General features: G+C 73.2%; 10 protein-coding genes. 8 read left to right on the forward strand and 2 right to left on the reverse strand.

Annotated features, from left to right (window positions below; genetic code table 11):
- Positions 1 to 57 precede the first annotated feature (57 nt).
- The 4 genes from ACFV18_RS25305 (at position 58) to hflX (ending at position 5,604) form a co-directional block, all read left to right on the forward strand.
- Positions 58 to 543 (forward strand): hypothetical protein, encoded by a 486-nt coding sequence (locus ACFV18_RS25305; RefSeq protein WP_380486854.1) that lies wholly within the window; start codon positions 58 to 60, stop codon positions 541 to 543.
- Positions 544 to 735: 192 nt separating this feature from the next.
- The gene (gene dapF / locus ACFV18_RS25310; RefSeq protein ID WP_380486856.1) at positions 736 to 1,614 is read left to right on the forward strand and encodes a diaminopimelate epimerase; all 879 of its coding nucleotides are present in this window, start codon (positions 736 to 738) and stop codon (positions 1,612 to 1,614) included.
- Positions 1,615 to 1,790: 176 nt separating this feature from the next.
- Entirely contained in the window at positions 1,791 to 4,103 is a 2,313-nt protein-coding gene (locus ACFV18_RS25315) for a RelA/SpoT family protein (RefSeq protein WP_380486858.1), read from the forward strand.
- Position 4,104: 1 nt separating this feature from the next.
- Entirely contained in the window at positions 4,105 to 5,604 is a 1,500-nt protein-coding gene (gene hflX, locus ACFV18_RS25320) for a GTPase HflX (protein ID WP_380486860.1), read from the forward strand.
- Between the two features lie 67 nt (positions 5,605 to 5,671).
- Here the strand turns inward: hflX and ACFV18_RS25325 are convergent, their stop codons facing one another.
- Together ACFV18_RS25325 and ACFV18_RS25330 are read right to left on the reverse strand one after the other, a co-directional pair.
- Positions 5,672 to 6,832: a trypsin-like serine peptidase gene (locus ACFV18_RS25325; protein ID WP_380486862.1), complete on the reverse strand. Its 1,161-nt coding sequence runs from the start codon at positions 6,830 to 6,832 to the stop codon at positions 5,672 to 5,674.
- 59 nt (positions 6,833 to 6,891) lie between these two features.
- Entirely contained in the window at positions 6,892 to 7,974 is a 1,083-nt protein-coding gene (locus ACFV18_RS25330) for a trypsin-like serine peptidase (protein WP_380486864.1), read from the reverse strand.
- A gap of 254 nt (positions 7,975 to 8,228) precedes the next feature.
- On the opposite strand from ACFV18_RS25330, the gene ACFV18_RS25335 reads away from it, so the two are divergent.
- The 4 genes from ACFV18_RS25335 to ACFV18_RS25350 are packed head-to-tail and all read left to right on the forward strand — an operon-like array spanning position 8,229 to position 13,670.
- A complete protein-coding gene (locus ACFV18_RS25335) occupies positions 8,229 to 9,989 on the forward strand; it encodes an IucA/IucC family protein (protein WP_380486866.1) in 1,761 nt (586 codons plus the stop codon).
- On the forward strand, positions 9,881 to 10,519 hold the full coding sequence (locus tag ACFV18_RS25340) for a GNAT family N-acetyltransferase (protein WP_380486975.1): 639 nt from the start codon (positions 9,881 to 9,883) through the stop codon (positions 10,517 to 10,519). Before ACFV18_RS25335 ends, ACFV18_RS25340 begins: the two co-directional genes overlap by 109 nt.
- A 6-nt stretch (positions 10,520 to 10,525) precedes the next feature.
- Positions 10,526 to 11,908: a lysine N(6)-hydroxylase/L-ornithine N(5)-oxygenase family protein gene (locus ACFV18_RS25345; RefSeq protein WP_380486868.1), complete on the forward strand. Its 1,383-nt coding sequence runs from the start codon at positions 10,526 to 10,528 to the stop codon at positions 11,906 to 11,908.
- Positions 11,889 to 13,670 carry an IucA/IucC family protein gene (locus ACFV18_RS25350; RefSeq protein ID WP_380486870.1) on the forward strand — a complete coding sequence of 594 codons (1,782 nt, stop codon included), beginning with the start codon at positions 11,889 to 11,891 and terminating at the stop codon, positions 13,668 to 13,670. Before ACFV18_RS25345 ends, ACFV18_RS25350 begins: the two co-directional genes overlap by 20 nt.
- The last annotated feature ends 12 nt before the right edge of the window (positions 13,671 to 13,682 follow it).

A 13,682-nucleotide genomic window follows, 5' to 3' on the forward strand; every position in this document is an offset into this window, starting at 1 on the left:
GCCGGCCTCACCGCCCGCGAGCTCCGGAGCTCGCGTCGAGCCGTCAGGGGAGGCCGCGTGTCAACGGGTACCGGCCCCGAAACCGATGAGCTGCTGGGCGACGTGTCCGACGGTTCCGAGACGCTGCCCGAACTGGCCGTCCCGACCACCTCGTACGCGGTGGCGCTGCCCGCGATCGACGACCTGGCCACCGCGCCGGGCGTGGTGCACGTGCGGGACATCCGGCCGCGCCGGCGGCTGCGCTGGTGGCAGATCCTGCCGATCGCCGGGACGGTGATGCTCGGCTCGCTGATGTTCGCCTTCCCGCTGGCCTTCGGCAGCGAGGGCGCGACCGCGATGATCGGGATGCTCGGCCTGCTGATCACCGCCGCCTCGGTCGGCTGGGGTGCGATGGCCGCCCGCCGGGCCGGTTACAAGTGGCCGGGCGTGCCGCGCCGGGGCAGCTCCGAGCGGGCCGGCTGGAAGGCCATCGTGGTCTACACCCTGCTGGTGGCGCTCGCCCTGGCGCTGGCCGTCTGGCGGGTCGTCCACCTGCGCGGTTAGGGCCTGTCCGGCCGATCTTGCCGGGCGCGCGCCGCCGGATCATCCCGGCTGGAAGCACCGGCAAACCATCCGAGTACACCCAGTACGAGGACGGTTCGCCGGCACTCCCAGCCGGGCGCCCGACAACGCACGCTGATCCGACAAGATCGACCGGACAGGCCCTGGCCTCGACCGGCCGTTACCATCGGCGGTGTGAGCGAGCGCAGCGGAATCAGCGGAACGGCCTTCCTCAAGGGGCACGGCACCCAGAACGACTTCGTGATCGTCCCCGACCCGGACGGTGAACTGGAGCTGTCGGCGGCCACGGTCGCGGCGCTGTGCGACCGGCGGGCCGGGATCGGCGCGGACGGGGTGCTGCGGGTGGTGCGCTCGGCGGCCGAGCCGGATGCGGCGGGGATGGCCGGGCAGGCCGAGTGGTTCATGGACTACCGCAACGCGGACGGCTCGATCGCCGAGATGTGCGGCAACGGGGTGCGGGTGTTCGCCCGCTACCTGGTGCACGCCGGGCACGCGAAGCCGGGCGAGCTGGCGGTCGCCACCCGGGCCGGGGTGAAGCAGGTGCGGATCGCCGAGGACGCGGCCGACGGCACCCCGGGCGAGATCACCGTGGGCATGGGCCGCGCGGTGCTGCCCGGCCCGGACGGCATCACCGTCACCGTCGACGAGCGCAGCTGGCCCGCGCTGAACGTCAACATGGGCAATCCCCACGCGGTCGCGTTCGTGGAGGACCTCGCGCACGCCGGGCACCTGTACGACGCGCCGGTCACCGCGCCCCGGGGCGTGTACCCCCAGGGCGTGAACGTGGAGTTCGTGGTGGACCGCGGCGAGCGGCACGTGGCGATGCGGGTGCACGAGCGCGGCTCCGGCGAGACCCGCTCCTGCGGGACGGGCGCGTGCGCGGTCGCGGTGGCCGCGATCCGCCGCGCGGGCCTGGACCCGGCGGACACCGGACGGGCCGTCAGCTGGACGGTCGACCTGCCCGGCGGGCGGCTGGTGATCGAGGAGTTCCCCGACGGCCGGATCGAGATGACCGGCCCCGCCGTGATCGTCGCCGAGGGCGTACTGGTGTAACGGCAGGTCAGCCCGACGGGCCGTCAGCGCCCGCTTCCCAGGCCGGTATCCGGCTAATCCCCCCGTTCGGGTGATACCGGTGGCAGAGCGGAAGCGGGGGCTCGCCGAACCTGCTGTGCTCGGTAGCATGGACCACCGGGTCGGCCGTCGCTCCGGTGTTGCTGCCGGAGGTGCAGATGACCATCCGCTCCGAGTTGGCGGGCTCGCCGTCCAAGCAGCAGGCGAGCCGCTTCAGCCGTGCGGCGCTCGGCCGGGCCGGCCGGGCGGCGCTGCTCGCCACCGGGCGGACGCCCGTCCCCGACGCCATCGAACCGATCGTGCAGGCACATCGGGTGCACCACCCGCAGGCCGACCTGGCGCTGCTGGCCCGGGCCTACCGGGTCGCCGAGGAGAGCCACCGCGGGCAGACCCGCAAGAGCGGCGAGCCGTACATCACCCACCCGCTCGCCGTCACCATGATCCTCGCCCAGCTCGGTGCGGACACCACCACCCTGGTCGCCTCCTTGCTGCACGACACCGTCGAGGACACCGAGGTGACGCTCGATCAGGTCGGCGAGGTCTTCGGGCCGGAGATCGCGTACCTGGTGGACGGCGTCACCAAGTTGGAGAAGGTCGACTTCGGGGCGGCCGCCGAACCCGAGACCTTCCGCAAGATGCTGGTGGCCACCGGCGACGACGTCCGGGTGATGGTGATCAAACTCGCCGACCGGCTGCACAACATGCGCACCATCCGGCACATGAAGCCGGCCAGCCAGGTGCGGATCGCCAAGGTCACCCGGGACGTGCTGATCCCGCTCGCCGAACGGCTCGGCATCCAGGTGGTGAAGGCGGAGCTGGAGGACATCGTGTTCGCCACCCTGCACCCCGAGGAGTACGAGCGCACCGGCGCGGTGGCCGGTGGCCGGTCGGACGGCGTGCTCGCCCCGTTCGCCACCGAACTCGGCCGCCAGCTCGCCGAGGCCGGGATCGCCTCCGCCGTCACCGTCCGCCCCCGGCACCTGGTCTCGCTGCACCGGGTGATGATCAAGCGCGGGGCCGGCCCGGACGGCACCGGGCTGCGGCCCGCCGACTTCGGCCGGCTGCTGGTGGTGGTCGAGGAGAACGCCGACTGCTACGCGGTGCTCGGCGAGCTGCACACCTGCTGGACGCCGCTGCCCGGCGAGTTCAAGGACTTCGTGGCCGCCCCCAAGTTCAACCTGTACCAGTCGCTGCACACCGCGGTGGCGCTGCCCGGCGGCGAGGTGATCGAAGTCCTGGTGCGCACCCGGCGGATGCACGAGGTCGCCGAGACCGGCGTGGTCGCGCTCGGCGACCCGCGCACCGCCGACCGGCAGGGCGCCGCCGACGACCCCGAGGACCGCACCGACCCGGCCCGCCCCGGCTGGCTGGCCCGGCTGCTGGAGTGGCAGCAGGACACCCCCGACCCGGACGCCTTCTGGTCCGCGCTCACCGCCGACCTGCGCGACGACCGCGAGATCACCGCCGTCACCGAGGACGGCACCACCCTGCACCTGCCCGCCGGGGCCAGCTGTCTGGACGCCGCCTACCTGATCGGCGAGGAGACCGGCCACCGCTGCATCGGCGCCCGGATCAACGGCCGGCTCACCGCGCTCTCCACCGAACTGCGCGACGGCGACGTGCTCGGCCTGCTCACCGCCCCGCCCGGCGAGGACAGCGGCCCCGACCCGGAGTGGCTGGAGTACGTCCGCACCCCCGCCGCCCGGCTCGCCATCGAGCGCCGGCTGGCGGCCGGACCGCTGCCCGCGCCCGCCGCCGAACGGCCGCCCGCGGGCGACGCCCCGGTACCTGCCGCCGCACCGCCCGCGCCGCCCGCCGCCGCCCCCGGCGCGCCCGCGGACGTGCCCGAACTGCCCGGCGCCGCCGTCCGGTTGGCGCGCTGCTGCACGCCGGTGCCGCCCGACGAGGCGACCGGCATCGTGCTGCGCGGCGGGGCCGTCGCGGTGCACCGGGCGGGCTGTTCGACCGGCACCCGGATGCTACGCGGCGGCCGCCGGGCGGTCGCCGTCCGCTGGCTGCCCGGCGGCGCCCCGCAGTGGGGCTACCGGGCCACCCTGCACGCCGAGGCGCTGAACCGGCCCCGGCTGCTGGCCGACCTGACCGCCGCGATCTCCGGCGAGGGCGTGTCGATCTTCTCCGCCGAGGTCGAGCCGCCCCGCCAGCTGCGGGTGCGGCACAGCTACACCCTGGAGCTCGCCGACGCCGCCAAGCTGCCCGCGGTGATGCGGGCGATGCTCCGGGTGTCCGGCGTGTACGACGTGTACCGGCCGGGCGGGCCCGAGGAGCTGCCCGGCCGGGCCCCGGCGCCGGTGGCCGGGGCGGAGCGGGCCGTGCCGGGGCCGGTGGCGGGGGCCGCCGCGGCGGCTGGTAAAAGGGATGACTCGGGCACAGCGGGCGTGCGACCATCGTGGGGAATTCACGGCGGTTCCGCCGTGTTGTCCGAGAGCATCACCCGATCGATCCAAGGATGAAATGACCTCCACGTTCGACAGCCGCACCCGATCGAGCGAGTCGGCCAACCGCCTCGCCGACCTCAAGGCGGAAGCCCTGATGGACGAGGACCTCGCGGCGATCGACGAGGGCCTCGGCAACTACGACGGAGAGCAGTACGACCGTTCCGAGCGTGCCGCGCTCCGGCGTGTCGCCGGCCTCTCCACCGAACTGCAGGACGTCACCGAAGTCGAGTACCGCCAGCTCCGCCTGGAGCGCGTGGTGCTCGTCGGCGTGTGGACGGACGGCACGCTGGAGGAGGCGGAGAACTCGATGGCCGAGCTCGCCGCGCTCGCCGAGACGGCCGGCTCCCAGGTCCTGGACGGCGTGATCCAGCGCCGTGACAAGCCCGACGCGGCCACCTACATCGGCTCCGGCAAGGCCAAGGAGCTGCGCGACCTGGTCGCCTCCACCGGCGCCGACACCGTGGTCTGCGACGGTGAGCTCACGCCCGGTCAGTTGATCCACCTGGAAGACGTGGTGAAGGTCAAGGTCGTCGACCGCACCGCGCTGATCCTGGACATCTTCGCCCAGCACGCCAAGTCCCGGGAGGGCAAGGCGCAGGTCTCGCTCGCGCAGATGCAGTACATGCTGCCGCGCCTGCGCGGCTGGGGTCAGTCGCTGTCCCGGCAGATGGGTGGCGGTGGCTCCGGCACCTCGGGCGGCGGTATGGCCACCCGTGGTCCCGGTGAGACCAAGATCGAGACCGACCGGCGGCGGATCCGCGAGAAGATGGCGAAGCTCCGCAAGGAGATCGCCGAGATGAAGAAGGGCCGCGACACCAAGCGGCAGGAGCGGCGGCGCCACCAGGTGCCCTCGGTGGCCATCGCCGGATACACCAACGCCGGCAAGTCCTCGCTGCTCAACCGGCTCACCGGCGCCGGCGTCCTGGTGGAGAACGCGCTGTTCGCCACCCTGGACCCGACGGTCCGCCGCGCGCAGACCCCGAGCGGCCGGCTGTACACGCTGGCCGACACCGTCGGCTTCGTCCGGCACCTGCCGCACCACTTGGTCGAGGCGTTCCGCTCCACCATGGAGGAGGTCGCCGACGCCGACCTCATCCTGCACGTGGTGGACGGCTCCCACCCGGAGCCGGAGACGCAGCTCGCCTCCGTGCGCGAGGTGATCGTCTCGGTCGAGGCGCAGAACGTGCCCGAGATCGTGGTGATCAACAAGGCGGACGCCGCGGACCCGGCGGTGCTCCAGCGGCTGTTGCGCCGCGAGCCGCACGCCATCGTGGTCTCGGCCCGCAGCGGCCAGGGCATCGAGGAACTCCTCGCCCTGATCGACGAGGAACTGCCCCGCCCCGCGGTGGAGGTCAAGGTCCTGGTGCCCTACACCCGCGGCGACCTGGTCTCCCGGGTGCACGCGGAGGGCGAGCTGATCAGCGCCGAGCACACCGCGGAAGGCACGCTGCTGCACGCCAAGGTAGCGGCGGTGCTGGCCGCCGAGCTGGAGCGGTACGCGGTCGTCACCGCGTAGCCGCAGCGCACGAACGACGGACGGCCCGAGGCGGGAGCTCCCGCCTCGGGCCGTCCGCATGTCCGGGCTACTGCCCGCTCTTGTCCTGCAGGAAGGCCTCGAACATCCGCTTGGCGTCCGGGCCGAGGTTGGGTCCGGCCATCCAGGTGTCGTCACCGATCGAGTTGTCGGAGAACAGCACCGTCTTGCCGTCGTGCTTGGTGAACCAGCCACCGCCGGAGGCGCCGCCGGTCATGTCGCAGCCGATGGCGAGCATCGGCGGCCGGGAGGAGTCGAAGACGAACGGGGTCGGCTTGACGGCGGAGTCGCAGTGCTCCAACTCCTGGCCGTCGAACGGCTCGTCGGCCGGGTAGCCGTACGAGGACGCCGAGGTGATCTCGCCCGGCTGGGCGCCGAACCAGATCGGCATCGAACCGCCCACGGTCTCCTCCAGCGAACGGCTGGAGCCGTCCTGCGAGGCCACCCGGACCACCGCGAAGTCGAACTGGCTGATCGCGCTGCCGCTGTGGCCCTCCTTCTGGGTCGTCCACTGCGGCATCACGTACAGCGAGCGGGCCGCCCAGACGCCCAGCGGGGCGATCTGCTCACGGGTGGCGCTCTTGCCCTTGCCGTTGCTGGCCGCACCGGACTTGTTGTAGGAGGGGACGAAAACCAGCTTCTTGTAGTAGTCGCCGCCCTTGCCCCCGTGCACGCAGTGCGCGGCGGTCCACACCAGGTTGCTCTTGCCGGGGTGGCTCGGGTCGGACACCACGGTGCCCGAGCACACCATGCCGCCCTCCGGGGACTCGAAGAGGATCTTGCCGACCACCGCGGTGTCCGCGCTGTACGGGTGCGGCTGCGCCTTGGCCGGGATGGTCTTCGGGAAGACCACATTCGCCAGCGACGGCCACTGCTTGGTGTTCGGCTTGTCGACCTTGACACCCTGCGCGCCGGAGACCTTCTTCTGGTCCCAGAAGGCCTTGATCGCCTCCAGGTCCTCCGGCTTGAAGCCGTTCTTGGAGGCCCAGTCGGCCCAGTCGGAGGCGCTCCAGCTGGAGACCTTGGCGAGGGCGCCCTGAATGTCCTTCACATCGACGCCCGGCTGCCCGGAGCTGTTGCTTGCCGGCGGCGCCGCGTTCGCGGTCTTGCTCTGGCTCTGGCAGGCGGCGGTGGTGACGGCGAGTACCGTCACCAGGGCGGCCGCGGCGGCGGAGCGCACACGGCGTGCGGTGCGGTGCTGGCTGGTCATGGGTGATTCCCCCCGTGGTCGTCGTTCGGTCGAGAAGGTCGTGCGGAGGTGACGGGCGGTCACTTCCGGGAGATGTAGTCGAGGGCCTGGCGGGCCACGCCCTCCAGGTAGGGGCCGTTCAGGGTGGTGTGCGCCTGGGTGCCGATGGAGGTGTTGCTGACCAGCCGCTGGCGGCCGTCCGGGCCGTCCGCGAACCAGCCGCCGCCGGAGGCGCCGGCCGTCATGGTGCAGCCGATCACCAGCATCGCCGGGCGGGCGGCGTCGAAGCTCCGGGAGGCCGGGCGCCCGGCGTCGCAGCGCTCCAGCTCCTGCCCGTCGAACGGCGCGACCGCCGGATAGCCCCAGGCCTGGATCGCGAGCTGCTCGCGCGGCGCGTCGAACCACACCGGCACGGCGGTGCCGAGCACCTCCTCCAGCGAGCGGCTCTCGCCCTCCGGGCCGCGCACCTTGATCACCGCGAAGTCGTACTGGTTCGCGGCGTCCCCGCCCCTGGTGCCCTCGGTGGTCCACAGCGGTGAGGTGATCACCTTGTCCGCCCACCACTGCCCGAGCGGGGCGATCTCGGCGAGCGAGGCCCGGTGGTGGTCGCTGGCCGCGCCCGAGCTGTTGTACGCCGGGACGAAGACCAGGTTCTTGTACCAGTCGCCGCCCTTGCCCCCGTGCACGCAGTGCGCGGCCGTCCACACCAGATTGCTGTGGCCCGGGTTCGCCGGATCGGCCACCACGGTCGCCGAGCACTGGCCGGTGCCGCCGTTCGGCGCCGTCAGGAAGACCTTCCCCGACGCCGGATAGCTGGTGTACGGCCGCGGCACCGGCTGCGCGGCGACCGCCGGGAGCGGCCCCGGCCCGCTGCTCGCGGACGGTGACGGCGATTCGGCCGCCGGCGATTCGGCAGCCGCCGGCGCGGGCTGCTGCGGCGGCGCCTGGTCCATCGTCTCGGCGCTCCACGCGCCCGCCACCACCGGATTGCGGAAGCTGTGCCGCTGCGCCCAGCGGTCCCACTCGGCGAACCCCCAGTGCTTCAACTCGGCGAAGCTGTGCGGGTTCCCGTCCCCGCCCGGGCCGCCGTCCGAACCGCAGCCGGCCACTCCGCCCAGCAGCACGGCCGCGGTCAGCGCCGCCAGCACCCCCCGTGCCCTCACTCTCAACCCCCCTGAAACGGTCCGTTCCCCCGGGACAGTCTTTCATTCGGGCGCGGGCCACCGGCGGGCGGTGCGGTCCTGTTGGCGTCCGGTCACCGAACCGTGATGGTGACGGTCCGTCAGGATCCCAGCCGGTCGGCCGCTGCGCGGATGATCGACGGAAACTCACCGGAACGGGTGAGCCGATTTTGTGCCCTGCCCGCCGGGATAGGTAACCCTTACCCGAAGGCAATCGCGCGGCTCAAGGAGCGGATTTGTCCACCATCCTCACCGAGGTTCTCCCGGTCGCCCGGCCGTCGGCCGGGCACCCCACCCCGGACCTGCTGCTCCATCCCGATCCGGCCGTCGCCGCCGAACACGCCGCCACCGAGAGCCTGCTGCGGTGCTGGGCCCGGGAGACCGCCGCCGAACGCCCCGAGGGCGACCTGCTGCGCATCCCCGTCCTCGGCGGCGCGGCCCAGCTGTCCGCGCCGGTGCGGCACTGGTCGGCCTGCGGCTGGCACCGGTTCGGCCCCGCCACCGTCTCCACCGGCAACGCCGAGCACCCGGTGGACGCCGTCACCGTCGCCGCCCTGGTGGCCGGCGCCACCGGCCGCCCCGAACCCGGCCAGCTCGCCGACCTCACCTCCCGGGTGGCCGACTCGGTCGGCCGCACCGCTGAGATCCTCGCCCACCGCCGGGCACTCACCGCCGCCCCCGCCGACCCGTTCCTGCGCGCCGAACAGTCGCTGCTGCTCGGCCACCCGCTGCACCCCACCCCCAAGAGCCGCGACGGCCTCGGCCCCGCCCAGTCCGCCGCCTACTCGCCGGAGCTGCACGGCTCCTTCCGGCTGCACTGGTGGGCCGTCGACCGCAGCCTGCTCGCCGCGGACTCCGCCGCCGGCGCCCCCGCCGAGCGGCTCACCGCCGAGCTGTACGGCCGCCCGCTGCCCGCCGGCACCGCCGCCCTGCCGCTGCACCCGTGGCAGGCCCGGGAGCTGACCCTCCGCCCGGCCGTCGCCGAACTGCTGGAGCAGGGCCTGCTGACCGACCTCGGCCAGCACGGCGAGCCCTGGCACCCCACCAGCTCGGTGCGCACCGTCTGCCGGCCCGGCACCCCGTGGATGCTCAAACTCTCGCTGGGGCTGCGGATCACCAACTCCCGCCGGGAGAACCTGCGCAAGGAACTCCACCGCGGCGTCGAGGTGCACCGCCTGCTGGAAGCCGGCCTGGCCCGGCAGTGGCAGGCCGCCCATCCCGGCTTCGACATCGTCCGCGACCCGGCCTGGATCGGCGTCGACCACCCCGCCCTGGGCGACCCCAACGGCCTGGACACCGTGCTGCGGCAGCTGCCGTTCGGCCCCGCCGACCGGGCGCTGTGCGTGGCCGGTCTGGTCGCCGAACAGCCCGTCGCCCCGGACGGCTCGCAACTCGCCCAGCTGATCGGCGAACTCGCCGCCCGCAGCGGCCGGCCCGCGGCGACCGTCGCCACCGAGTGGTTCCTGCGCTACCTGGACGCCGTGGTCCTGCCGATCCTCTGGCTGGACGGGCAGGCCGGCATCGCGCTGGAGGCCCACCAGCAGAACAGCCTGGTCCTGCTCGACCCGCAGGGCTGGCCCACCGGCGGCCGCTACCGCGACAACCAGGGCTACTACTTCCGCACCTCGCACGCCGACCGGCTGCACCGGCTGCTGCCCGAACTCGGCGCGCACAGCGACACCTTCGTCCCCGACGCCGTCGCCGACGAACGCTTCGCCTACTACCTCGGCATCAACCACGTGCTCGGCCTGATCGGCGCCTTCGGCTCCCAGCAACTCGCCGACGAACAGCTGCTGCTGGCCGCGCTGCGCCGCTTCCTGGCCGGCCCCGCCGCCACCGCCACCGGCTCCACACTGCCCGCCCACCTGCTGGACGCCCCCACCCTGCGCTGCAAGGCCAACCTGCTGACCCGGCTGCACGGACTGGACGAACTGGTCGGCCCGGTGGAGACCCAGTCGGTGTACGTGGAGATCGCCAACCCGGTGGCCGGGGCGTGAGGCCCATCGCCACCAGTGCCGGTGAACTCGTCCTGCGCACCGTGCGGTTGAGCGCCGATCTGGAGCTGCTCACCGGCTGGATGAACGACCCGGAGACCGACCGCTGGTGGGCCCTCGCGGGCCCGCCCGAGACCACCGCCGCGCACCTCGCCGGGCAGCTCGACGGCGACGGCCGCAGCCGCCCCGTCCTCGCCCTGCTCGACGGCGAACCCACCGGCTACTTCGAGCTGTACCGCGCCGACCTCGACCCGCTGGCCGCGCACTACCCCGCCCGCCCGTACGACCTGGGCATCCACCTGCTGCTCGCCCCCGCCGCCCGCGGCCGGGGGCTGGGCACCCTGCTGCTCGACGCGATCGCCGCCCGGCTGCTGCGGGACGAACCCCGCTGCACCCGGGTGCTCGCGGAACCCGACGTCCGCAACACGCCCTCCGTCCGGGCGTTCACCGCCGCCGGATTCACCCGCGCCGCCGACCTCGACCTCCCCGACAAACGCGCCGCCCTGATGATCCGACCGCGGCCCGAGAGCTAGGACGCCATGACTTCCCACGACGACAGGACAGGCCAGCAGCCCGAGCCGTACGACCTGATCGGCGTCGGCATCGGCCCGTTCAACCTCTCGCTGGCCGCGCTCGCCGACCGGGCCGACACCGTCAGCGCGCTGTTCCTCGACGCCCGCACCGAATTCCGCTGGCACCCCGGCATGCTGGTGGACGGCGCCCGGATGCAGGTCCCGTTCCTCGCCGACCTGGTCTCCCTGGTGGACCCCACCAACCCGTGGTCGTTCCTCAACTACCTGCGCGACCAACAGCGGCTGTTCCCCTTCTACTTCAGTGAACGCTTCCAGCTCCCGCGCCGCGAGTACGAGCACTACTGCCGCTGGGCCGCCGACCGGCTCCCCAACTGCCGCTTCGACAGCCCCGTCGACGCCGTCCACTGGGACGCCCGGCAGCAGCACTACCGGGTGCACGCGGCCGGCCGGGTGCACCTGGCCCGGAACCTGGTGCTCGGCGTCGGCACCGAACCCGCCCGCCCCGAGGCGTTCGCGGCGCTGCGCCACCACCCGGCGGTGCTGCACTCCGCCGACTATCTGACCGAGCGGCAAAAGCTGGACGGAGCACGGGACATCACCGTGGTCGGCTCCGGCCAGTCCGGCGCCGAGGTGTTCCTCGACCTGCTGCGCCGGCACGCCGGCGACGGCACCCGGGTGCGCTGGCTCACCCGCACCCGGGCGCTCGCCCCGATGGAGTACTCCAAGCTCGGCCTGGAACAGTTCACCCCCGACTACACCCGCTACTTCCACGGCCTGCCCGAGCCCGTCCGGGACGCCCTGGTGCCCGCCCAGTGGCAGCTGCACAAGGCGGCCAGCGCGGAAACCCTCGCCGAGATCCACGACCACCTGTACGAGCGCACCGTGGGCCGCCCGATCGACGCCGAACCCGTCGAGATCCTCCCCGGCACCGCCGTCACCGAAGCCGGACCCGGCGCCGACGGCCGACTCGAACTGCACTGCCGGCACACCGACTCCGGCCGCCACCACCTGGTCCGCACCGACGCCGTGGTGCTCGCCACCGGCTACCGGGCGCACCGCCCCGCCCTGCTCGACCCGATCGCCGAGCTGATCGACTGGGACGATCAGGGCCGCTACCGGGTGGACCTCGACCACCGGGTCGCCACCCGGCAGCTACTCACCGGGGGGCTGTACGTCCAGAACGCCGAGTTGCACACTCACGGAGTCGGTACCCCGGACCTCGGGCTCGGCGCGCACCGCGCCGCCGTGATCCTGAACGCCGTCGCGGGCAAGACCCTGCACCCGCTGCCCCACCGCACCGCCTGGACCACCTTCGCACCCGGGCCCGCCCCGGCCCCGGTGCTTCCGCGACCCCAGGAAGGGAACGAGCGTGCCGCAGCCGGCCGTTGACACCGCACTCCACCTGCCGCCCCAGCTCACCACCGGACACTGGCAGGACGCCGCACGCGCCATGCTGGCCAAGCTGCTCGGCGAATTCTCCTACGAGGAACTGCTGCACCCCCGGTCGGAGGGCGGCCGTGACCACTACCTGCTCGAACTCCCCGACGCCGACTACCGGTTCACCGCCCGCCGGGGCGCCTACGGCAGCTGGCAGGTCGATCCGGGGTCGATAACCGGCGGCGAAGACCCGCTGAGATTCCTCCAACAGGCCCGGCACACATTGAAGTTGAGCGGCGACACCACCGGCCACCTGGTCCGCGAACTCACCGCCACCCTGATCGCCGACGCCCACCTGCGGGCCACCGCGCTGACCGCCGCCGAACTCGCCGACCTCGACCACGCGGCACTGGAGGGCCGGCAGACCGGCCACCCGTGGATCGTCGCCAACAAGGGCCGGCTCGGCTTCTCCGCCAACGACGCGGCCGGCTGGGCCCCCGAGGCCCGGCTGCCCCGCACCCTGCCGTGGCTCGCCGTGCACAAGAACCTGGCCGCCTTCCGCGGCGACGAGACCATCTACCAGACCGAACTCGACCCCGCGTTCCGTGCCCAACTCGGCGCACGCGCCGACGAGTTCTGGCTGCTGCCGGTGCACCCCTGGCAGTGGGACGAAACCGTGGTCGGCCTGTTCGCGCCGTGGATCGCCAGCGGCGAGATCGTCCCGCTGCCCACCGACGGCGACCTGCGGCTGCCCCAGCAGTCCATCCGGTCGTTCTTCAACCTCAGCCGCCCCGACCGGTGCACCGTCAAACTGCCGCTCGCCATCCTCAACACCCTGGTCTGGCGCGGCCTGCCCACCGAACGCGCCCTCGCCGCGCCCGCCGTCACCGCCTGGATCCAGCGGCTGCGCGACCAGGACCCGTACCTGCGCGAGGAATGCCGGGTGATCCTGCTCGGCGAGATCGCCTCCGTCACCGTCGAACACCCGCTGTACCGGGACCTGCCCGACGCGCCCTACCAGTACAAGGAACTGCTCGGCGCGATCTGGCGCGAGCCGCTCGGCCGCCACCTCGACGAGGGCGAACGCGGCCGTACCCTGGCCGCGCTGCTCCAGACCGGCTCCGACGGCCGCGCGCTGACCGCCGAACTCGTCGCCCGCTCCGGCCTGGACGTCCGCGCCTGGGTCGAGCGGCTGTTCGCGGTGATGCTGCCGCCACTGCTGCACTTCCTGTACCGCTACGGCCTGGTGTTCTCCCCGCACGGCGAGAACGCGATCATCGTGTTCGACCAGCAGGACGTCCCCGTCCGGCTGGCCGTCAAGGACTTCGTCGACGACGTCAACATCAGCGACCAGCCGCTGCCGGAACTCGCCGACCTGCCCGACGGGATCGGCGAGGTGCTGCTGCGCGAGAACCCCGACTACCTGTGCCAGTTCCTGCACTCCGGGCTGTTCATCGGCGTCTACCGCTACCTCGCGCCCCTGCTGGAGGAACAACTCGGCCTCCCCGAAGCCGAGTTCTGGGAGCTGCTGACCGAGCGGATCCGGGACTGCCAGCGGCGCTTCCCGGAACTCGCCGACCGGCACAAGCTGTTCGACCTGTTCGCGCCGCGGATCGACCGGCTCTGCCTGAACCGCAACCGGCTGCTGCTCGACGGCTACCGCGACCGCCCGGACCGCCCGCACGCCGCCGTCCACGGCCAGGTCGACAACCCGCTGCACAGCACCGCGCACCTCCCGGCCCGACCGCAGCGGATTGTCACCCCGGCCCCGTAGGCTGGGAAGGTC

Source organism: Kitasatospora sp. NPDC059673 (assembly GCF_042734215.1).
Taxonomy (GTDB): Bacteria; Actinomycetota; Actinomycetes; order Streptomycetales; family Streptomycetaceae; genus Kitasatospora.